The sequence below is a fragment of the Nocardia sp. NPDC004860 genome (genome assembly GCF_040609015.1).
Lineage (GTDB): Bacteria > Actinomycetota > Actinomycetes > Mycobacteriales > Mycobacteriaceae > Nocardia.
Window position 1 is genome coordinate 30,391 of sequence record NZ_JBEXJI010000038.1, and the last position, 20,787, is coordinate 51,177.

The window sequence follows — 20,787 nt, forward strand, 5'->3', positions numbered from 1 at the left end:
GGAGGCCGGCCCCTGCGGGCCGCGCGGGCCGGGGCGGGGCGCGCCTCGTTCCCACGGCGCCGATGGCGTGCGCCGCGGCGGCGGCCCGTCGGGTCCCTCTGGTCGGCCGGATGAGCGCGGCCCGCCGTACTCGCTCACCGTGCCTCCTGTCGTTTCTTGTCCCGCTTACCCGTGCGCGCCGCACTGTCGTCCTCGCCTCGGGGTTCGGGGTCGAACCCTTCGTCGGCCGGGTCGGCCTGTCCGCGGAAGCGGTGCCAGAGCCGGCGGCCGACCAGCAGGAGCAGCAGCGCACAGGCGCACGCAGTAATTATTGCCAACACTTGACCGTAAGCGTTGGACCGCACGGATACCGATACGGCATTGCCGAGCGGCACCCCGTCGGATGTGGTAAGCGCGATGGGAATGACCAGGTTTCGGCTGTCGGATACCTCGGTGGGGATCTGGAAGGATCGGTTCCCCTTGGCGGGCAGCTGCTGTTCGCCGATATCAGTGATGTTCGTCTCGGCCGGCGCGTCGATCTTGAAGCGCACCCGGATGGCCACCGGCAGGTCGTTGCGGGCCACCAGCAGCAGCGGACTCTGCTCGGAGGCGAGGGTGTAGACGCCGCCGGGCGGCAGCACCGTCACCGAACCGTAGAGGTTGTCCATTGTTTTGGTGGTCTGGTCGAGCCGGCGCTGGGCGTTGGTGTCCGCGGCGGCGGTCCCGGCCCGCCGGTCGGACAGCGAGAGCACCCGGATCAGGTCGTCGCGCAGCGGGGTGAGGAAGGCGCGCGGGCTGAGTTCCTGCTGCGGCACGTCGACCAGCGCGCTCATCAGCTCGGTGATGCGCTGGGCCTGCTGGTGCACCGGTTCGGCGAAGTGGGCGGGTACCGCGTCGTCGGCGGCCTCGCTCGGGTAGTCGAGTTCGTAGCCCTGCGGATCCGGCTGCTGCGCAACCAGATCGGTGAACGGCCGCGGCGTGGCCAGGCCGTTCTTCACCAGCAGGTCCAGTTGTCCCAGCACGGTGGAGGCTTCGTCCCGGTTGGCGCCCCACTGCTGCGGCGGCATCAGCAGCGCCGAGCGCGGGCGGCCGGGTTCCGGGTTGAGCGCGGTCCAGGCCATGGCTCCGAGCGCGTCCTGCAGTCGGGCGGCGCGGGAGTCGTTGGTGACCTCGTAGCGGACCTTGTCGGGGGTGAAAGGCGGTGTGGGCGGATTGGATCCGATGGCGGCCAGGGCGGTCGCGGCCCAGATGTCGAAGGTGGCGGCGTGCAGGGTGGCGGGCGGCGGGGTGGCGCCGGCGGCGGGCGGCAGGGTGATGTCGGCGAGGTTGACGACGTCGGGGGTGCCGGGTTCGGGGGCGGCGCCGCCCGGTGGGGTCTTGGCGGCGGCGAAGTTGGCGCGGTTGTCGCCGGTGGTCACGGCGTTGTCGGCGAGCACGGTGGTGGTGAAGCCGTGGTGCGCGAACAGGGTGGCGCCGTCGGTGTCGACGGTGCCGGCATCCGGAACGGCCACGCCGCGTACCGATTTCACCGCGAGCAGGGAGTCGATCAGGTCGGCGGGCGCGTTGAGCGCGCGGTCGGCCAGCGTGACGTCGCCGGCGGCGGCCAGCGCGCCCGGGTCGACCTGCGCGAACGGCAGTGCCACCACGCACATTCCGGGTGCGAGGGCGCGCAGCCGTTCCAGCCACGTCTTGGCGGCGTGGCTGCCGGTGCCGGAGCGGGTCGGCCCGTCCGGATCCGAGGGGCTGGCCAGCACCCGGTAGTCCCTGGTCATGTCGGACACGGTGATGAGCAGGTCCGGGTCGACGGCCAGGCAGAGCGCGTTGACGAGGCTGCGGTCGCGCCCGCTGTCGGGTTTGACCACGCTCTCCAGGGCCGAGAGCAGCTGGTCGAGTCGTCCGCCCTGCGCGAGTGAGGCGGCCAGGTCGTCGTCGGTGAGCAGCGCCTGCCCGTCGGGGGTGCCGGGCTGTCCGGCGACCAGGCGGGGCCGGTCGGCCAGCGGCCACAGCATGGTGGTGGCCACCGGCGGGGCGTCGAGCGCGGGCGGAGCGGCCGGTGCGAGCGCGCGTTTGGGGTCGGTGCCGGGGACGCCGAGGACGGGCAGCAGGAAGCGGGCGTCGTCGAGGCGGGCCTGCCCGCCGTACGCGGGCTGGCCGTTCACATTGAGCAGCAGCGGATAGACGCCGGGCGCGGTGATGTCGAGTGACGAGATGTCGCTGGGCAGATCGGTTCCCGCGCGCAGGGCGACGGTGAGGCTGAACTGTTTGCGCTGTCCCGGGGTCAATTGGTCCGAGACGTCCTGGAATTCGCCGTTGATGTCGTAGTTGACCTGGTCCAGGCGCAGGGTGGAGCGCAGTCCGCTGGGGCTGGTGACGGCCGCGCCGCGCTGGATGCGGATGCTGACGTCGTCCACCGGCCGGTCACCGATATTGGTGACGGTGCCCGACACCACGAAGTAGGGGTCGCTGGCGGCGGTGATGGTGGTGGGCGTCACCGAATCCAGGGACAGCTTCAGGAATTTCGGTCCGCTCGGCTGTCCGCTGCCGCTGCCGGTGGGTTCGGCGGCGGCAATGGGTGTGCCGATTCCGGGTCCGATTCCCAGCGTCGTGAGCACCGCCAGCATTACCGCGACGAGTGAAAGCAGCGTGCGCTGCGATCCCGCACGCGTCATTGTCTGCCGTTCTCCATCCGGTCGATCAGCCGGTTGGCGACCTCGGCCAGCCTGCGTTCGTCAGCGTAGGCGAGCCGGGAGTCTAGTTCGCTCAAGGGAACCCAGGCCACCTTGGTGACCTCGACGTCGGCATCGGAGAGCTCACCACCGAGTGAGCGCATCAGATAGTGGTGCACGGTCTTGTGTACCCGCCGGCCCTCGGTGACGAACCAGTAATCGATGCTGCCGAGTTCGGCGACCACGGTGCCGTGGATGCCGGTCTCCTCCTGCACCTCGCGAATGGCCGTCTGCTCGGCGGTCTCGCCCTCTTCGATGTGGCCCTTGGGTAGCGACCAGAGCAGTCGGCCGCGCCGGTCGGTGCGTCCGATGAGGGCGGCGCAGCGTTTATCGCTGGGCCCGTCGAGGCCGTCGACCACCAGTCCGCCCGCGGAGGTTTCGCGGACCGTGCGCATGCGAGGCTTGGCCGCACCGGTGGATTTCGCCGCAGTACCGGCCGAACCACGCCGCCGGGGCTGGCGGCGTCGACTGTTCGCGCGATCGGCCGGGGACACTGCGTCAGTCTATAGGTGAAGGCGGCCGCACCCGCCCCAGCGCGGTAGCTCCTATATATACAGAGCTCTCATAGCAGGTAGATACCGTTCGCCGGGCGGCACGCCGGGCCCTGTCCGTGGGGTCGGCGGCGGAGCCCGAGGTCTGGTTCCCGGAGGTTCGGGGGCGGAGCCCCGGAGAGCTACCGGGGGTTGGGTAGGCTTCCTTTTCGTGGTTTCGCCGAAGTCCGAGGAAGCAGCCGTGGAGGATCGTCGTACTCGCCTGCTGGCGGCGGCCGCGATAACGCTGGGACGGCTCTCGGATGTGCTGACTCCGCTGGGTGAACTGTTCGCCGCGCACGGTCATCAGCTGTATCTGGTCGGCGGTAGCGTGCGCGACGCGGTGCTCGGCCGGTTGGGCACCGATCTGGACTTCACCACCGATGCCCGCCCCGAGGTGGTGCAGGAGCTGATGCGCGGCTGGGCCGATCACCTGTGGGACACCGGTGGTCTGGCCTTCGGCACGGTGAGCGCGGCCAGGTCCGGGCAGCAGCTGGAGATCACCACCTTCCGCAGCGACACCTACGACCGAATCTCGCGCAATCCGGAGGTCACCTTCGGCGACACCCTCGAGGGTGATCTGGTGCGCCGCGATTTCACGGTGAACGCGATGGCGGTGCGCATCGGCGCGCTGGGCGAGCTGGAGTTCGTGGATCCGCTGAACGGCGTCGAGGCGCTGCTGGCCGGGGTGCTGGATACGCCTGCGCTGCCGCATGATTCGTTCCACGACGACCCGCTGCGCATGCTGCGCGCCGCGCGCTTCGTCGCGCAGCTGGGTTTCCGGCTGGCGCCGCGGGTGCGGGCGGCGATCGTCGAGATGGCTCCGGAGATCGATCGCATCACGGCCGAGCGGGTGCGGGCGGAGCTGGACAAGCTGATCGGCGGCGAATACCCGACCGAGGGCATCGATGTCATGGTCGAGACCGGGCTGGCCGAGCGGGTGCTGCCGGAGGTCCCGGCCATGCAGCTGGAGATCGACGAGCACCATCAGCACAAGGACGTCTACCAGCATTCGCTGACCGTGCTGCGTCAGGCCATCGACCAGGAGCAGGGCGATCCGGATCTGGTGCTGCGCTGGGCCGCCCTGCTGCACGACATCGGCAAGCCGCCGACCAAGCGCAATGAGCCCGGCGGCGGGGTCAGTTTCCACCATCACGAGGTGGTGGGCGCGAAGATGGTGCGAAAGCGCATGCGCGCCTTGAAGTATCCGAAGCAGTTCACCGAGGACGTGGCGCGGCTGGTGTACCTGCACCTGCGTTTCCACGGCTACGGCAAGGGCCAGTGGACCGATTCGGCGGTGCGCCGCTACGTGACCGACGGCGGTGAGTTGCTCCCCCGTCTGCACAAGCTGGTCCGCGCCGACTGCACCACCCGCAACAAGCGCCGCGCCACCGCCCTGCGTTCGACCTACGACGATCTGGAGACCCGGATCGAACGCCTGCGGGAGCAGGAGGATCTGGAGCGGGTGCGCCCGGATCTGGACGGCAATTCGATCATGGAGCTGCTGGACCTGAAGCCGGGCCCGGATGTCGGCAAGGCGTGGCGTTTCCTGAAGGAACTGCGCCTGGACCGTGGTCCGATGACGCGTGAAGAGGCCGAGGCGGCTCTGCTCGAATGGTGGCCGACCCAGCAGGTTTGAAGCCCTGGGAGCTTGGGCTTCCCTAGAAGACGATCAGCGTCGTCCCCGCGACGATGGCCGAGCGGATCTGCGCGAGATCGAACGAGCCGCTGATCGCGGGCAGGTCGGCGCTGAAGAACACGTGTTCCCCGGCGTGTTCGGCCCGGCTGATGCGCGCCTCGCTGGGCAGCCCCGACAGCGGAATCGGGTTCAGCGTCGTGAATCGCCTGGGCGCGCGCACCTTTCGCCACTGGGCCCGGTGCACGGTGATGGACAGGACGTTGTCGGTGATCTCGGCCGCGGCCAGCGCCCGGATACTGCGGCGCCGGTGGCGGGCCAGGATGAGCCCGTCGCCGGCGGGCTGCAGTTCCCAGTCGGGCTGCCAGGTGTTGATCCACTCCAGCAGTGCCGCAAGGGTTATCACGCCGGTGAGGTCGAGCTGTGAGGTCCGCAGCTTGGTGGGGACGCCGGGTATCAGCCGCACGCCGTGGGCGATGACGGTGAGTTCCTCGATGGGGTGGGTGTTCCAGATCAGCCCGGTGAGCACGGTTTTGGTCTGGAAGTGCGCCCCGCGCCGGCGCACCTTGAGCGTGTGGAGGGTGGCTCGCAGGTCGTGTCCGAGCAGGGTGGCGCGGACCTCCTGCCCGCCGAACTGGCTCAGGATGCCCTCCGACAGCAGCGTCATGAGGACGTCGGGCATGAGCGCGGTGACTGTCCCGGCTCCGAAGTCGGCGGCTGGTTCGAGCCAGGCGGTGGTGAAACTGGTCCACTGGTCCAGCCAGCTCTGATCGAACAAGCGTCTTCCGAGGTCCATACCCAGGTCTACCGCGCGTAGGGGTGACCAGGCCTTCGGATCGAAATACGTGGCCATGATTGCTTCGAGCGTACTGGCCGCCGGTGCGACCGCCAGCGGCGCGAAAGTGAACTGGAACACCTTGCCGGCCGTTGTGGTCCGCATCTACGGTTCGATTCGATTGGTATTTCCGTATTTGCGGATCTATTCTGCTTGTCATGCCCGAAATTCGGATTCGTGACGCCGCCCAGCTGCTGGGCGTCAGCGACGACACCGTGCGCCGCTGGATCGATGGTGGCGTGCTGTCCGCGCGCAAGGACGAATCCGGTCGCCTGGTGGTGGATGGCAGCGAGCTCGCGGAATTGGCCGTCGAGCAGGCTCGCACTCCACAGACCCGGATGGCTAGTGCCAGTTCGGCGCGCAATCGTTTTCCCGGATTGGTCACCAGGGTGGTGGCCGATACCGTGATGGCACAGGTGGAGATGCAATGCGGACCGTTCACAGTCGTGTCGTTGATGAGCAGCGAGTCGGTGCGCGAGCTGGGGCTGCAACCCGGCAGCGTGGCGTGGGCGAGCGTGAAGGCCACCACGGTGGTGGTCGAGACCGCCACGGAAACCGGTGGCGCGGCCTAGGTTCCAGGTCCGGCGCCGCGCTGGCCGCGACCGCGGTGCTGGGCGCGGGTCTGCTGTCGGGCTGCGGTTCCTCCTCGGACAGCAGTGACACCACGACGATCACGGTCTTCGCGGCCGCCTCGCTCAAGCAGGTGTTCACCCAGCTGGGCACCCAGTACGAGAGCGCGCACCACGGCACGAAGGTGACCTTCTCCTTCGCCGGTTCCTCGGATCTGGTGGCGCAGTTGAATCAGGGCGCGCCCGCCGACGTCTTCGCCTCCGCCGATCAGGCGAACATGGACAAGGCGGTGAAGGGCGGCCGGATCACCGACAAGCCCCAGACTTTCGCCACCAATGTGCTCACCATCGTGACGCCGCCGGGTAATCCGGCGCACATCGGTTCGCTGGCGGATCTGTCCAAGTCCGGGCTGCGCCTGGTGGTGTGCGCGCCGCAGGTGCCGTGCGGTTCGGCCACCAAGAAGGTGGCCTCCGGTGCGGGCGTGTCGATTTCGCCGGTCAGCGAGGAGTCCTCGGTGACCGACGTGCTGGCCAAGGTGACCTCGGGGCAGGCCGATGCGGGCCTGGTCTATGTCACCGACGCGGCGGGCGCGGGTAACAAGGTGACGACGGTGAACTTCCCGGAGTCCGCGACCGCCGTGAACACCTATCCGATTGCCACCGTGGCGGATTCGAAGAACGCCGCGGCCGCCAAGGACTTCGTCACGCTGGTCACCGGGCCCGGCGGGCAGCAGGCGCTGCAGCAGGCCGGTTTCGGACGGCCGTGATCAAGCCCCCGGTCTGGCTGCTGCTGCCGGCGGCCATCGGCTTCGTGCTGGTGGCCGGTCCGCTGGTGGCGCTGACCGGGGCGGTGGACTGGTCGCATGTCCTGGATCTGATCACTTCGGAGTCCTCGCGGGTGGCGCTGCTGCTGAGCCTGCGCACCTCCGTGGCGGCCGCGCTGCTGTGCGTACTGCTGGGTGTGCCGATGGCCGCGGTGCTGGCCCGCTCGCGCTGGCGGGCGCTGCCGGTGCTGCGCGCACTGGTGTTGCTGCCCTTGGTATTACCGCCGGTGGTGGGTGGTCTGGCGCTGCTGTACCTGTTCGGGCGGAACGGGCTGGTGGGCCACCGGCTGGAGTCGCTCGGCATCCGCATCGCCTTCAGCACGACCGCGGTGGTGCTGGCGCAGACCTTCGTGGCGCTGCCGTTCCTGGTGATCACGCTGGAGGGCGCGATGCGCACCGCGGGCGACCGGTACGAACGGATCGCCGCCACCCTGGGTGCGCGGCCGTCGCTGGTGTGGTGGCGGGTGACCTTGCCGCTGCTGCGCCCCGCGCTGGTGTCGGGCACGATCCTGGCCTTCGCCCGCGCCCTGGGCGAGTTCGGCGCGACGCTCACCTTCGCGGGCAGCCTGCAGGGGAAGACCCGCACGCTGCCGCTGGAGATCTATCTCCAGCGCGAGTCCGATCCGGATGCCGCCGTGGCGCTTTCGCTGCTGCTGGTGCTGGTCGCGGCGGTGATCGTGCTGGTGGCCTACCGGCGCCCGGAGGCGCGCTAGCGTGGCTGCCATGTCGCCGATATTCGTCTCCCGTGCCGAGCGCATCGTCGAAGCGCTGCTGACCGCCGGTCCGCAGCTGGCCGCCTCGGTGGGCGATCACCGTGCCGATCATCGGCTCCCCGACTGGTCGGCGGAGGCGGTGCGCGGGCACGCCGAGCTGCTGCGCGAGGCCTCGCACACCCTGGCCGAGGTCGATCCGGACGACCTGGCCCCCGCGGACGGCGTCGATCTCGCGCTCCTGCAGCAGCGGGTCGACGGCCTGCTGTTCGAGCTCACCGAGATCCGCGAGCACGAGTGGAATCCGCTGGTGCACAATCCCGGACCGCTGCTCCACCACCTGCTGGCGCGCCCGTTCGCGCCCGCCGAGGTGCGGCTGGCGGCGCTGCGCGACCGGCTGGCGGCGGTGCCCGACGCGCTGGCCACCGCCCGCGCGCTGCTCGGCGAGATGCCGCGCGTGCACGTCGAGACCGCCATCGGGCAGTTCGGCGGCGTGACCGCGCTGGTGCGTGACCAGGTGCCCGCGCTGGCCGCCGAGGTGCCCGGCTTCGAGATCGAACCCGCTGCCACCGCGGCGATGTCGGCGCTGACCGACTTCACCGCGTGGCTCACCGGCCGGGTCGAGGGCGCGGACCGCGATCCGCGTCTGGGCCGCAGGCTGTGGGAGGCGAAGCTCTGGCACACCCTGGACACCGAGCTGGGCGCGCGGGAGATCCTGGACCGCGCGCACCGGCACCTGGATCGGCTGACCGGCGAGATCCGCTCCGCGGCGGGCCAACTGCTCGGTGTCGCGAATCCGGATGCGGAGACCGTCCGCCGGGCGCTGGCGCAATTGTCGGCGGACCAACCGGCCGATGACACGGTGGTCGCGGTGGCGGCCGCGGCGCTGGCGGAGGCCACCGCCTTCGTCCGCGACCACGACCTGGCCACCCTGGTCGAGGATCCACTGGTCATCCAGAAGATGCCGGAGTTCGCGCGCGGGGTGGCGGTGGCGTACTGCGATCCGGTCGGCCCGCTCGAAACCGCCGAGCTGCCGACCTTTTTCGCCATCGCACCGACCCCGGCGGACTGGTCGCCCGAGCGGGTGACCTCGTTCTATCGCGAATACAACAACCACATGATGCGCAATCTGACCGTGCACGAGGCCATGCCCGGCCACTACCTGCAACTCGCCCGGTCGCGCCGCTTCCGCGGCTCCACCCCCGTGCGCGCGCTGTGCTGGAGCGGCACCTTCATCGAGGGCTGGGCGGTCTACACCGAGAAGCTCATGGCCGACACCGGTTTCGGCGGCCTGCCGGTGCGGTTGCAGCAGCTGAAGTCCCACCTGCGGATGACCATCAACGCCATCCTCGATCAGTCGGTGCACTGCGACGGCATGACCGAAGCCGAGGCCCTTCGGCTGATGCGGGACCGCGGCCTCCAGGAGGAGGGCGAGGCCGCCGGCAAGTGGCGCCGCACCCTGCTCAGCTCCACCCAGCTCTCGACCTATTTCGTTGGTTATACCGAGGTCGCCGCGATTGCCGCCGCCCGCCCGGCCACCACTCCCCCGCGCGACTGGCACGACGCCATGCTCGCCCACGGCTCCCCCGCCCCGCGCCATCTGCGCACCCTGCTCGGTCTCGACGGGAGCTGATTCGATGGCCCGCTCGGCGATCGTTGTGGTCCGGGCTCACGCGGTGGTGCCCCGAACCTGCTGCGGGGCGGGCTGTTACACGCAATTCCCGGTTGCCCGGAGCCAGATGTGGCCAGTGGGCTACGCATGCTGCCCGGGGCGGATCGGATGAGCGGGCTGGCGGTGTCGGCACGCCTGGCCGACCGGGATTTCCAGGTGCGGCTGGAGATTCCGGCCGGGGAGGTACTGGCCGTGCTCGGCCCCAACGGTGCGGGCAAATCCACCCTGCTCGATGTGGTTGCCGGACTGGTAATTCCGGACGAGGGGCAGGTCCGGCTGGGCGAGCGGGTGCTGACGGATGTCGCGAAAGGCATTGCGGTGGCGCCGCATCGGCGGGCCGTCTCGTTGCTGGCGCAGGATGCCCTGCTCTTCCCGCATCTGTCGGTGGCCGCGAATGTGGCCTTCGGGCCGCGCAGCCGGGGTGTGCGCGGCCGGGCCGCCACCGCTCTCGCGCGGGAATGGCTGCGGGCCGTCGATGCCGAGGAATTCGCGGACCGATCGCCCGGGTCGTTGTCCGGCGGTCAGGCGCAGCGCGTGGCCCTGGCCCGCGCGCTGGCCGTGCACCCGCGGGTTTTGCTGCTGGACGAGCCGATGGCCGCGCTGGATGTGACGGCGGCGCCCGCCATGCGGGCGCTGTTGCGGAGGGTTCTGCGGGAACCCGCGTCCGGCAGTGCGGACGACGGAAATGGCGAATTGATCGCCACCGCACGGAATATCGCCGCGCATCCCGCGAGGCTGCCGGATGCCCGGCCCAGCGCCACGATTCTGGTGACACACGACATCATCGACGCGGTGACCCTGGCCGATCGGGTCGCGGTCCTCGAGGCCGGGCGGGTGATCGAGTCCGGTTCGGTGGCTGCGGTATTGGCGCGCCCTCGCAGCCGGTTCGCTGCCCGGATCGCCGGAGTCAACCTGATCATGGGCGCGGCCGTGAGCGGCGGCAGCGCCGGGCTGGGTGCGGTCACGGACGGGACGGTCGAGGTCTTCGGCAGGTCCGAGGGCGAGTGGACGGCCGCCGGGCGGGCGGCGGCGGTGTTCTCGCCGGTGGCCGTGGCGGTGCATCTGGAGCATCCGGAGGGCAGTCCCCGCAATGTGTTCCGGGTGCGGGTGGCGGAGCTGGAGGATCGCGGCGGTCTGGTGCGGGTGCGCGGGGTGGACGGTCCGGGGGCGGCCGCGGGCCTGGCGGCGGATCTGACTCCCGCAGCGGTGGCCCAGCTCGGTGTGGTCCCCGGGATGGAGGTGTACTTCGCGGTGAAGGCGACCGAAGTAGAGGTCTACCCGTATTGACCTGTCGCCGGTGGAATTCAGGCGGCCGCCAGGGCGCGCAGGCCTGCGGCGCAGTTCGAATACCGTGGCTTCCAGCCGAGTTCGGCCTGGGCCTTGGCATTCGAGACCCGCATGCTGGCCCGCGTCATCTCGTACAGGTACGCCATGGGCCGCAGCAGCGCGCCGGGCACGGTGAACGGCCTGGGCGTGCCGAAGGTTTCGGCCACCAGCCGCACGTGCGCTCCGAAGCCGAGCGGGCCGTCGTCGACGATGTTGTAGGCCGATCCGGGGGTCCCGCCCTCGACGGCGGACGCCATGGCCGCGCCCGCGTCGGCGAGGTTGATCCAGGGCAGCACCCGCCCGTGGTCGTTCACCGCCGGCAGCTGCCGCTTGCGCAGCATCTCCACGATCGATTCGGTGCCGCCCTGCCCGTAGAAGAGGCCGTATCGCAGTGAAATCCCCTCGATGCCAGGGGTGTTCAGCATGAGCTCCTCCTTCACGCGCATGCCCTCCAGGTGCCGGACGTCGGATCCCTTTCCGCCCCGGCCGAATTCGTCGGTCTCGGTGAGGACGTGGTCGCCGAAGTCGCGGTAGCCGTAGCCGAAGACCATCGATTCTGCGATCATGCGCCGTGCCCCGACCAGCTGTGCGGCCGCCACCAGGTTGGCGGTGCCGGTGACGCGCAGGTCGTCGGTGGCGTACATGTCCCGGTGCCGCATGGGCGCCTTGCGCAGCGCGGTGGCCGCGTGGACGACCGTGTCGACGGTCAACCCCTCGACCGCGCGCAGCAGCTGGTCGCGGTCCATCAGGTCGGCGACCACGTCGTTGCCGGCGCCCCGTCCGAGGGACAGGACCGTGTAGCCGTGCTCCTGCAGGGCGCGGGTGATGTGCCCGCCGAGGACGCCGCTCGCACCGGCCAGGAGGATGTTCTTGGTGTCGTTCATGTCCATGGGACAAGGAATGCCCGCCGGAAGTGACAGCACACATCTGTGATCCATGACACAGTTTCTGGCGTGACATTCTTGTCGCCGGATGCGGGCGCGCCCACAATCGGATCACGACGAAGAGCTGGAGGACGCATATGACGCTGGATCTGAACAGCGACCTCGGCGAGGGTTTCGGCGACTACACCATGGGTGACGACGCCGCCATGCTGGACGTGGTCACCAGCGCCAATATCGCGTGCGGATTCCACGCCGGGGATCCGGCCATCATGCGCCGCACCTGCGCGCTGGCCGTCGAGAAGGGCGTCCGCATCGGCGCGCACGTCGGCCATCGTGATCTGCCCGGGTTCGGTCGCCGCGCCATCGCGATCGCCCCGGCCGCGCTGCGTGACGAGACGCTGTATCAGATCGGCAGCCTCGATGCCTTCGCCCGCGCTGCCGGAGACCGGGTGCGCTACGTGAAACCCCATGGCGCGCTGTATCACCAGGCCGCCGCCGACCGTGTGCTCGCCGACGCCATCGTCGCGGCCCTGCGGGAGTTCGATGCGCGGCTGGCCCTGCTGGGCCCGGCCGGCACCGAGCTCGAGCGGGCGGCGCTGGCCGCCGGAACCCCGTTCGTCGGCGAGGGTTTCGCCGATCGCGCCTATACGCCGGAGGGTCTGCTCGCGCCGCGCGGACTGCCGGGCGCGGTGCTCGGTGCGGACGCGGCGGTGACGCAGGCGCTGTCGATCGCGCGGGACGGCAAGGCGACCAGCGTGGATGGCGGCACGGTGGCGGTGACGGCGGCCAGCATCTGCGTGCACGGCGATACGCCGGCCGCGGTCGAGATGGCCCGCCGGATTCGCGCCGTGCTCGACGAATCCGGTACGCCTGTCCGGGCTTTCGCGTGATCCGGGGTGGATGACCATGACCGGTCCCGGGGAATTCGACGACGTCGGCGAGGTGCGGGCGGCGGGTGACCGTGCGCTGCTGGTGATTCCACCGCTGCGTGCCATGGTGGCCGATCTGGTGTCCGCGCTGCAGCCGCGTCCGACGGGGGTGGTCGATGTCCTGCCCGCCGCGGAAACCGTACTGGTGACGCTGGATTCGCCGCGGTCGGCGATCCCGGTGCGAAAGCAGCTGCGGGTCCTGCTGGTCCGGCTCGACGCGGCGGCCCGGGTCACCGCCGGTGACCGTGGCGGGCCCGGTCGGCGGCGGGACCGGATCGGTCATCCGTTCGATGAGGTGGCCGGCAACGGCGCGCCTGTCGAACCCGTCGTGATTCCGGTTCGCTACGACGGCGAGGACCTGCCCGAGGTCGCGCGCCTGCTCGGCCTGAGCGCGGCCGAGGTCGTCGCCCAGCACACCGGCACCGTATGGCGTTGTGCCTTCGTGGGTTTCGCGCCCGGCTTCGGCTATCTCGAATCGCCGGACGGCCGCTTGACCGTGCCGCGGCGCGCGCGAGCCCGCACCGCCATCCCCGCGGGCGCGGTGGCGCTGGCGGGCGGCTATTCGGCCGTCTACCCCCGCCGCAGTCCGGGCGGCTGGCAGCTGATCGGGACCACCGATCTCTCGATGTGGGATGTGGATCGGGAACCGCCCGCCCTGGTGCGCGCCGGTGCCCGGGTCCGATTCGTGGATGTGGGGTCAGGCTCATGAGCGGATTACGTGTCGTCCGGGTCGGCCCGCTGGCCACCATTCAGGACCTGGGGCGCCCGGGCTGGTTCGACTCCGGGGTGGGTACCGCGGGCGCGGCGGACCGCGCTTCGCTGCGGCTGGCCAATCGCCTGGTCGGGAATCCGGAGGGTGCGGCCGGCATCGAGGTGCTGCTGGGCGGTCTGGAACTGCTCGCCGATCAGCACGTCACGGTGGCGGTGACCGGCGCCCCGGCCCCGGTCACCGTCGACGACCGCCCCATGGGCGCGGCCAGCGTGCTGGAAATCGAGGAGGGACAACGGCTGCGGCTCGGTATCGCCGACACGGGTCTGCGCACCTATGTGGCGGTGCGCGGCGGCATCGAGGTCGCGCCGGTGCTGGGCTCCCGCAGCCGCGACACCCTCTCCGGCATCGGCCCCGACCCGCTGCATCCGGGCGATCTGCTCCCGGTGGGGAAGCCGCCGCGGACGCTGCCCATCGTGGATGTCGCGCCGGTGCCGGCGCTGGGCAACGAGCTGCTCACGGTGCGTGCGGTGCCCGGTCCGCGGGCCGACTGGTTCACCGACGCCACCGCCCTCTTCGCGGGCGAGTGGACGATCTCCCCGGACACCGATCGGATCGGCGCGCGCCTGGACCGGCGCAGCGGTCCCGCCCTGCGGCGCAGCGTACCGAGTGAATTACCCACGGAGGGCATGGCTTTGGGCTCGGTGCAGGTGCCGCCCAGCGGTCAGCCCGTCGTCTTCCTGGCGGATCATCCGATCACCGGCGGCTATCCGGTGATCGCGGTGGTGGCGGACGCCGATGTGGACTGCGTGGCGCAGGCTCGCCCGGGTCAGGCCCTGCGCTTCCGGAAGGTCGACTGACGCGGATTCCTTTGCGCTGCAGGGTGATCGCCGGAGCCGCTACTTCAGCGTCGCGTGCATGAGGTACACGTTGTAGCTGTTCCACGCCGACATGGTGAAGTACAGGTCCTTCCCACTCGACCACGGATGGATGTACCCGCCGTAGGTCGTCGGATAGTCGTCGGTGTCGACCAGGGTCACCGGATCGGTCCAGGTGCCCTGCGGTTCGGCGGCGGTGCGCAGCACGATGGCGTGGTGGTCCAGATCCAGGTAGATCATCTGCCACTGCCCGGTCGACGCGTCGTAGCGCACCGACAGCTCACCGGCGGTCCCGGACAGGATCGGCGTGGCCAGATGTTCGTCGGGCCCCAGGGCAGGCACCCAGGTATCGGCGATCCAGTACTGGTAGGCCGACTTGTTGAGCACCTGGTCGGTGGGCACCCGGGCCAGCCCGATGGTGCCGAACCGCCCATTGGGCGTGCCGAACATGTACACGTACCCGTCGTGCGGCGCCATGCCCATGACCTGGAACCGCCCCAGCCCGAAGACGTTGTCCCAGCGCGCCCAATCGGATTTGGTCCAGGTCGCGCCGTTGTCGTCGGACCAGGCCAGCCCACCCAGATTGGTCCACCACATGCCCGGCTTGTGGCGACTCCACCGGGCCACCGACATGTACGTCAGGTACTGCCGCCCGTTCAGCGCGAAACCGGAGGTCGGGATGGTGGTGATCTCGAAGTTGTCGACCTTGCGGCTGCTCAGGATCTCGGCGGCGTGACAGCGGCTGTCCTGGGCGAAGGTGTCCAGCCGCAGGCCCTGGGAGAGATCGTGATTGCTGCTGAACGCGAGGGAGTTGCTGCGCCAGTCCTGGTCCCCGGTGCCCGCGCCGATCGGCCCCCAGCCCTTGCCGAAGGTGTCACCGAAGGCGACGGCGATCTGCCCGGGCTCGGACTCCCACATGATGCCCAGGTCGGTGCCGTCCACCGACCAGCGCATATCGGTGCGATTGGTGGAGCCGTGCCCGGTCACCTGGTTCACCAGCGCCAGCGAGTCGAGCTCGGCCGGGGCCACGGGTGCGGCGACCGGCGCGGGAACCAGGGGCTGCACGGCGGGCGCGGGCCGGGGCTGCGGTGGCTCGGGATCGCCGCCGGGCACCGGGATCGGGACGGTCTCCGGAATCTGGTCTATCTGGATGTGCGGCAACTGAATCCCGCCGGAGCCGTTGCCGGCCTGCGGTGCGGGGGTGGGCTCGGGCGCCACGTCCGGGGCAGGCTGGTCATCGCCGGTGCCGGGATCTCCGGAGGTGCCGGCCGGGTCGCCCGGCGGGTCGGCCGGATCACTCTCGGGCGCAAGATTTTCCGGCTTGGGACTCTGGTCGTTGCGCAGGTCCGGGCACGGATTGACGCACGGGTCCGCGGGCAGTGGCGCGGGATCGATGCGGGTGTTGTCCTGCCGCGGACCCGGAACGGGGACCGGCGTGAACTGCGGGACCGGGACCTGAATGTGGATGGTGTTGTCGGGCGGCTGCGGTTGCGGCAGTGGCACATCCGGGTCGGGTTCGCGGGCCAGCGGATCGAATCCCGTTTCGCCACAGGCGTTCAACGGCGGCGGGGCCCACGGGGCCAAGGGTCCGGCGGTGGCGGGTGTGGCGGGCAGCAGCATGACCGCGGCCATCGCCAGGCTCGAGAGCGCCAGGGCCGCAGGTGCTTCGGAGCGCCGCGCAGTCATCCGTGGTGCGTCTCCTCGTCCGTGATCGGATCCACCTCACCGTAGTCCTGCGGGCCGCATCCGCGGAGCCGTCTCACCGTGTCGCCGGAGGGGTGTGACCGAGCCGATACCTACATCGGCTACGTACCGACCCGTCGGCGTGAATTGGCCGCAATGGCCAGCACGCCGGCCGCGTAGACCGCCGCCGCGGCCACCACCACCGCCGGTGAGCGGCCGTCCGCCGGAATCAGCACTGCGGTACCCGCCAGCGCCAGCACGAAGGTGATGTTGAAGACCGTGTCCTGCAGGGCGAAGACCTGCCCGCGGTGCGCGTCGTCGATATCGATCTGCATGGCCGCGTCCCCGGTCAGCTTGATGACCTGGCCCACCAGCCCGAGCAGGTAGGCCGCCGCCAGCAACAGCAGCTCCGCCCGCCGCTCGGCGTCCCCGGCGGCGACGGTGATCGGCGTGACCAGGCCCAGCTGTACCGCGATCGCCGTCACCAGGCCGGTCACCACCGTCCGCGGCCGGCCGAGCCGGGGAATCAGCACCGGTGCGACCACGGCCGCCGTGAGCATGCCCGCCCCGGTCGCGGTGATGGCCGCACTGAATTTCGCGAGGTGCGTCCCCACCGCGGCCTCGTCGCCACGGCGCAGCACCAGCACCATCAGCAGGGTGTCCGCGCCGAAGACGATGCGGTGCGCGCCGATCCCCAGGAAGGTCGTGGTCACCTCCCGGGACCGCCAGGCCGCGGTGGCGCCCTCGCGCAGTCCGGCGGCGATGGCCCGCACCGTGCTCCACCCGCCCCGCGCCGCGGCCTGCTCGCCGCGGTCGGGTCCCAGTGCGCGCGGCCGGAATCCGGCCACCACCACCCCGCCGGCGATCGAACCGGAGGCGCTGCCGGCCGCCGCCACCGCCGAGGCGAAGTCGCCCGCCCCGATCAGCCCGATGATCGAGAAGGCCAGGCCCGCGCCCAGGATCGCGCACCCCGAGGCCACCGTCGCCAGCACCGAATTCATCGGGACCAGCCAGCGCTGGGCCAGCACCTTGGGCAGCGACGCGGACACACCGGCGCCCACGAACCGGCTCACCCCGACCACGGACAGCGCGCCCAGCAGCAGCGGGGTGGCGCGCACCCCGGCCAGCAGGCCTGCCGCGGTCGCCACGATGAGCAGCGCGCGCAGCACGTTCGCGTAGAGCAGCACCCGGCGGCGATCCCAGCGGTCGAGCAGCGCGCCCGCGTACGGGCCGATGATGGAGTACGGCAGCAGCAGGGCCGCGAAGCCGCCGGCGATGGCCAGCGGATCGGTCTGCCGTTCGGGGTTGAACAGAATCGCGCCCGAGAGCGCGGCCTGGAACATGCCGTCGCCGAACTGCCCGGACAGCCGGACCAGCGTCAGTCGCAGGGTGCCGGGATTCTCGCGGAGCCCGGTCGCGACCGCGGCCAGCCGGGCGCGCAGGGTGGCCGGCGGCGGCGCGGTCACCGGGACGGGTGCGTGGTCACCAGCGCGAAGACGGCCGCGCGCATATCGTCGGCCATGGGCAGGTTGTCGACGGTGTCGGCGTCGATCCACTGGTAGCGGTCGTGCTCGCGCGGGTCCAGCCGGATCTCGGCCGCCTCGGTCTCGACCACGAAGCTGTATTTGCGGACGCGGGACTTGGTGCGGGTGGCGTAGTCGAATCCGCCCAGCACGTCGGTGATCCGCACGACGCTCAGCCCGGTCTCCTCGAACAGTTCGCGGGCCACGCAGTCGGCGAAGGACTCGCCGGATTCCACGCCGCCGCCGGGCAGTTCCCACATCCCCCCGTGCGAGCCTTCGGCGACACGCCGCACGACCAGCAGTTTGCCATCCCGGAAGACGGCCACGCCCACCACGAAATGAGCGATCCCCTCGCTCTCGGCCTGTTGTCGGAGCTCGCGTTCGATGCCCGCGAGTGCCTCGGGTCGCATCCCCCTGCTCTCCCTCCCGTTTCGCTTGCGGCACATCATGATACGGTCGCCGACCGAAACCCGCTGGCGGGTACGACGGCATGCGGTCGGGCGTCACCGCCGCGCACTCACAATCGCCGGGCATTTGCCCGGGCCGGTTGCCGAGAGCGTAGTACCTGGTCGGCGGCGTGCGGAGCAGCGCTGCCCTCACGCTAGAATTTAACCCGGAATTCAGGTTGGGCCGCCGTATCGGCCCCTACCCTGGAATCCGATCGGTGCTCGCCGGTGAGAGGAGTACGGCGGTGTCCACCCTCACGACACCACACATCGATATCCATCGTGGCGGCGACCGCATGAAAACCCGTGTGTCGTGGCTGGATTCGAAGCATTCGTTCTCGTTCGGGGAACACTACGATCCCGACAACACCCATCATGGCCTGCTGCTGGTCAACAACGAGGACATCGTCCTGCCCGGCGAGGGCTTCGAGACCCATCCGCACCGGGACATGGAAATCGTCACCTGGGTGCTGAGCGGCAGCCTGGTCCATCAGGATTCACTGGGGCACAGCGGGGTCATCTATCCCGGCCTGGCCCAGCGCATGAGCGCCGGCACCGGCATCCTGCATTCGGAGAAGAACGATTCCTGGCGGATCGGCAATGTGCCCGAGCACCAGGAGCCGGTGCATTTCGTCCAGATGTGGGTGGTGCCCGACGATTCCGGGCTGACCCCCGGCTATCAGCAGCTGGAGATCGACGACGAGCTGGCCGGCGGCGGCCTGATCACGGTGGCCTCGGGCCTGCCCCGCTACCGCGACCGCACCGCCATCGCCATCGCCAGCAGCCATTCCGCCCTGCACGTGGCCCGGATGTCCGGCGTCGCCGCCGAGATCCGCCTGCCGGAAGCCCCCTACCTGCATGTCTTCATCGCGCGCGGCGAGGTGGAGATGGAGGGGGCGGGCACCCTGTACGAGGGCGACGCGGTGCGGTTGACGCGCAGCGGAGGCCAGCGGGTCACCGCCAACATGCCGTCGGAGATTCTGGTGTGGGAAATGCATGCCCGACTCGGCGGGCAATAGCATCGACACATGAACCAGTACCCGCCGCCGGGGCAGTACGGCCAGTACCCGCCGCCTCCGCCCGGAAACTATCCGCCGCCCGGCGGACCGCAGTACTGGCAGGAATCGCCGCAGCGCAAGGGCATGGCGATCACCGCGATGGTCTTCGGCATCCTGGGTCTGCTCACCTTCTGGACGGTGCTGCTCACCATCGTCGGCGTCCTGTGCGGCGCGCTCGCGATCATTCTCGGCGTGATCGCCGCGACGAAGGCGCGCCGCGGCACGTCCGGCGGCTTCGGAATGGCGCTGGCGGGCGCGATCATGGGCGTTATCAGCCTGGTCGGCGGCATTCTGGTCGGCGTGCTGGTGTGGGCCGTCTTCGAGGACACCGGCGGCACCGACCTGATCGACTGCCTGAACAAGGCCGGTGGCGACAGCTCGAAGGTTCAGCAGTGCCAGGAGGAATTCAACAAGCGCATCGAGGACAAGTTCAGCGTCACGCTGACGCCCGCGCCTACCCGATGACCGGATGGCATTCGCGGGTGGCGGCCAGCACCTCGGCCAGTTCGGGGCGAAAGTCCCCTTCCGGTGGGTGAATCCACGTGCGGTAGGCGCTGTGCTCGTCCGCGGGAGACGGCAGCACGATGGTGCTGCCCGGTTGCGCTACGGACGCGCAATCGCGGAAAAGGTCTGAGAACAAAGCGGTGTCGTGATACGAGTCGTCCGTGGGTCCGGTCAGGAAGGTCCAGCGGCCCGAGCGCGGGTGGGCGATCACGGGCCCGCAGCGGCGCCGGGCGACCAGATGGTCGCGGACCCGGTGGCCCAGGTCGGCGGGCATGGTCACGGCCCCGACGGCCCCGACCTCCAACATGATTCGGCACAGTGCCGAGTCCACCACGCCGTAGAGGCCGTGCTCCTTGCGATAGCGCCGGCACCGGGCCAGCGCTTCCTGGGTGGCGGTATACGAGGACGGGTCCAGCGCGCTCATGGCGAACCTCCTGCTACCGACCTTAGGGCCGGGCTATCGGTATGACAATAGTCACACGCCAGCGAGTTCCCCAGCGTAGCATCACTGCTCATGGCACCCGTCTCGCCCACCGTCGCCCGGTGGGAGCTGGTCCTGCGACTGCGCGAACTGCGTGAGCAGTGCGGCTTCGATTCGGCGACCTTCGCCAAGCGCGTCGGTTTCACCCCCGCCAACTGGTCGCACGTGGAGAAGGGCCGGCGCGTCCTCACGGCCACCACCATCGGCCCGGTGCTGGAGCTGCTCGAGGTGGAGGGTGAGGAGCGCGCGGAACTGCTGGAACTGCTGGCGCTGAGCAAGGAGCGCGGCTGGTGGGCCAGGTCCTCGGCGCTGATCGGGCCGGAGCTGCAACGGTATTACGGCATGGAGCTGGGCGCGGAGAGCATCCGCAGCTACGACAGTCTGGTGGTGCCCGGGCTGTTGCAGACCGAGGAATACGCGCGGGCGCTCATCAGCGCCGACGTCATGATCCGTCCCGTCCAGGTGGAACAGCTGGTGGCGGTGCGGCTGAAGCGGCAGGAACGGCTGCGCGGCGACGACCGGGTGGAACTCACCGCGGTGATCGGCGAGGCCACGCTGCTACAGCAGATCGGCGGCCCGAAAGTATTGCGCGGGCAACTGGAACATCTGGCAACACTGCTGGACGAGCTGGATTCCATTTCGGTGCGGGTGATTCCGTTCACCGCGACCCGGGGCGCACTGCTGGGCGGGTCGAGTTTCCATCTGCTGGATTTCGCTTCCGAGAATCTTCCGACCTTCACCTGGGTGGAGAGCGCGGTTTTCGGTGGGGCGGTGGAGGATTCGTCGCAGATTCGCGATCTGCGGTTCGCATTTGTGCGTGCGCTCGACCAATCTCTCGGTCGCGCAGAATCTTTGGAGCTCATCAAACGCTATTCGCAAGGGTAG

Annotated in this window: 20 protein-coding genes; 12 read left to right on the forward strand and 8 right to left on the reverse strand. The window is 70.1% G+C overall.

Annotation, left to right across the window (positions count from 1 at the left end; all coding sequences use genetic code 11):
• Positions 1 to 134 precede the first annotated feature (134 nt).
• Complete coding sequence (locus ABZV44_RS40575; protein ID WP_354849040.1) at positions 135 to 2,648, reverse strand: DUF6049 family protein; 2,514 nt, start codon at positions 2,646 to 2,648, stop codon at positions 135 to 137.
• Positions 2,645 to 3,199 carry an NUDIX hydrolase gene (locus ABZV44_RS40580; protein ID WP_354849043.1) on the reverse strand — a complete coding sequence of 185 codons (555 nt, stop codon included), beginning with the start codon at positions 3,197 to 3,199 and terminating at the stop codon, positions 2,645 to 2,647. Before ABZV44_RS40580 ends, ABZV44_RS40575 begins: the two co-directional genes overlap by 4 nt.
• A gap of 208 nt (positions 3,200 to 3,407) precedes the next feature.
• Between ABZV44_RS40580 and ABZV44_RS40585 the strand changes: the two genes are divergently transcribed.
• Entirely contained in the window at positions 3,408 to 4,874 is a 1,467-nt protein-coding gene (locus ABZV44_RS40585) for a CCA tRNA nucleotidyltransferase (RefSeq protein ID WP_354849045.1), read from the forward strand.
• A 22-nt stretch (positions 4,875 to 4,896) separates the two neighbouring features.
• Here ABZV44_RS40585 and ABZV44_RS40590 read toward each other — a convergent pair whose 3' ends face one another.
• Positions 4,897 to 5,811, reverse strand: a complete 915-nt coding sequence (locus tag ABZV44_RS40590) for a hypothetical protein (RefSeq protein ID WP_354849048.1) — start codon at positions 5,809 to 5,811, stop codon at positions 4,897 to 4,899.
• A gap of 53 nt (positions 5,812 to 5,864) precedes the next feature.
• On the opposite strand from ABZV44_RS40590, the gene ABZV44_RS40595 reads away from it, so the two are divergent.
• The 5 genes from ABZV44_RS40595 (at position 5,865) to ABZV44_RS40615 (ending at position 10,768) form a co-directional block, all read left to right on the forward strand.
• Positions 5,865 to 6,278: a TOBE domain-containing protein gene (locus ABZV44_RS40595; protein ID WP_354849050.1), complete on the forward strand. Its 414-nt coding sequence runs from the start codon at positions 5,865 to 5,867 to the stop codon at positions 6,276 to 6,278.
• Positions 6,279 to 6,316: 38 nt separating this feature from the next.
• The gene (gene modA, locus ABZV44_RS40600) at positions 6,317 to 7,042 is read left to right on the forward strand and encodes a molybdate ABC transporter substrate-binding protein (protein ID WP_354849168.1); all 726 of its coding nucleotides are present in this window, start codon (positions 6,317 to 6,319) and stop codon (positions 7,040 to 7,042) included.
• Positions 7,039 to 7,812 (forward strand): ABC transporter permease, encoded by a 774-nt coding sequence (locus ABZV44_RS40605; RefSeq protein WP_354849053.1) that lies wholly within the window; start codon positions 7,039 to 7,041, stop codon positions 7,810 to 7,812. Before modA ends, ABZV44_RS40605 begins: the two co-directional genes overlap by 4 nt.
• A gap of 10 nt (positions 7,813 to 7,822) precedes the next feature.
• Positions 7,823 to 9,442 (forward strand): DUF885 domain-containing protein, encoded by a 1,620-nt coding sequence (locus tag ABZV44_RS40610; protein ID WP_354849056.1) that lies wholly within the window; start codon positions 7,823 to 7,825, stop codon positions 9,440 to 9,442.
• A 147-nt stretch (positions 9,443 to 9,589) separates the two neighbouring features.
• The gene (locus ABZV44_RS40615; RefSeq protein ID WP_354849171.1) at positions 9,590 to 10,768 is read left to right on the forward strand and encodes an ATP-binding cassette domain-containing protein; all 1,179 of its coding nucleotides are present in this window, start codon (positions 9,590 to 9,592) and stop codon (positions 10,766 to 10,768) included.
• Positions 10,769 to 10,785: 17 nt separating this feature from the next.
• On the opposite strand, the gene ABZV44_RS40620 is transcribed toward ABZV44_RS40615, so the two are convergent.
• Positions 10,786 to 11,697 (reverse strand): NAD(P)-dependent oxidoreductase, encoded by a 912-nt coding sequence (locus tag ABZV44_RS40620; protein ID WP_354849059.1) that lies wholly within the window; start codon positions 11,695 to 11,697, stop codon positions 10,786 to 10,788.
• Positions 11,698 to 11,828: 131 nt separating this feature from the next.
• Between ABZV44_RS40620 and ABZV44_RS40625 the strand changes: the two genes are divergently transcribed.
• From ABZV44_RS40625 to ABZV44_RS40635, 3 genes are read left to right on the forward strand one after another with little or no spacing between them, the layout of a single operon-like run.
• A complete protein-coding gene (locus ABZV44_RS40625; protein ID WP_354849061.1) occupies positions 11,829 to 12,581 on the forward strand; it encodes a 5-oxoprolinase subunit PxpA in 753 nt (250 codons plus the stop codon).
• Between the two features lie 16 nt (positions 12,582 to 12,597).
• Positions 12,598 to 13,329 (forward strand): allophanate hydrolase subunit 1, encoded by a 732-nt coding sequence (locus tag ABZV44_RS40630; RefSeq protein WP_354849064.1) that lies wholly within the window; start codon positions 12,598 to 12,600, stop codon positions 13,327 to 13,329.
• Positions 13,326 to 14,189, forward strand: coding sequence for a biotin-dependent carboxyltransferase family protein (locus ABZV44_RS40635; protein WP_354849067.1), 864 nt, complete (start codon positions 13,326 to 13,328; stop codon positions 14,187 to 14,189). Before ABZV44_RS40630 ends, ABZV44_RS40635 begins: the two co-directional genes overlap by 4 nt.
• A 39-nt stretch (positions 14,190 to 14,228) precedes the next feature.
• Here the strand turns inward: ABZV44_RS40635 and ABZV44_RS40640 are convergent, their stop codons facing one another.
• From ABZV44_RS40640 to ABZV44_RS40650, 3 genes are all read right to left on the reverse strand, one after another.
• Positions 14,229 to 15,893 carry a DUF4185 domain-containing protein gene (locus ABZV44_RS40640; protein WP_354849070.1) on the reverse strand — a complete coding sequence of 555 codons (1,665 nt, stop codon included), beginning with the start codon at positions 15,891 to 15,893 and terminating at the stop codon, positions 14,229 to 14,231.
• 119 nt (positions 15,894 to 16,012) lie between these two features.
• Positions 16,013 to 17,356: an MFS transporter gene (locus ABZV44_RS40645; RefSeq protein ID WP_354849073.1), complete on the reverse strand. Its 1,344-nt coding sequence runs from the start codon at positions 17,354 to 17,356 to the stop codon at positions 16,013 to 16,015.
• Positions 17,353 to 17,823, reverse strand: a complete 471-nt coding sequence (locus ABZV44_RS40650; RefSeq protein ID WP_354849076.1) for an NUDIX domain-containing protein — start codon at positions 17,821 to 17,823, stop codon at positions 17,353 to 17,355. Before ABZV44_RS40650 ends, ABZV44_RS40645 begins: the two co-directional genes overlap by 4 nt.
• Before the next feature lie 281 nt (positions 17,824 to 18,104).
• Here ABZV44_RS40650 and ABZV44_RS40655 point away from each other — a divergent pair, with 281 nt between their 5' ends.
• Both ABZV44_RS40655 and ABZV44_RS40660 read left to right on the forward strand, forming a co-directional pair.
• Complete coding sequence (locus ABZV44_RS40655; RefSeq protein ID WP_354849079.1) at positions 18,105 to 18,878, forward strand: pirin family protein; 774 nt, start codon at positions 18,105 to 18,107, stop codon at positions 18,876 to 18,878.
• Between the two features lie 9 nt (positions 18,879 to 18,887).
• Positions 18,888 to 19,382, forward strand: coding sequence for a DUF4190 domain-containing protein (locus ABZV44_RS40660; RefSeq protein ID WP_354849081.1), 495 nt, complete (start codon positions 18,888 to 18,890; stop codon positions 19,380 to 19,382).
• Here the strand turns inward: ABZV44_RS40660 and ABZV44_RS40665 are convergent.
• The gene (locus ABZV44_RS40665; protein WP_354849084.1) at positions 19,372 to 19,845 is read right to left on the reverse strand and encodes a hypothetical protein; all 474 of its coding nucleotides are present in this window, start codon (positions 19,843 to 19,845) and stop codon (positions 19,372 to 19,374) included. The two genes, ABZV44_RS40660 and ABZV44_RS40665, sit on opposite strands and share 11 nt — an antisense overlap.
• A gap of 90 nt (positions 19,846 to 19,935) precedes the next feature.
• Between ABZV44_RS40665 and ABZV44_RS40670 the strand changes: the two genes are divergently transcribed.
• On the forward strand, positions 19,936 to 20,787 hold the full coding sequence (locus tag ABZV44_RS40670; protein WP_354849086.1) for a Scr1 family TA system antitoxin-like transcriptional regulator: 852 nt from the start codon (positions 19,936 to 19,938) through the stop codon (positions 20,785 to 20,787).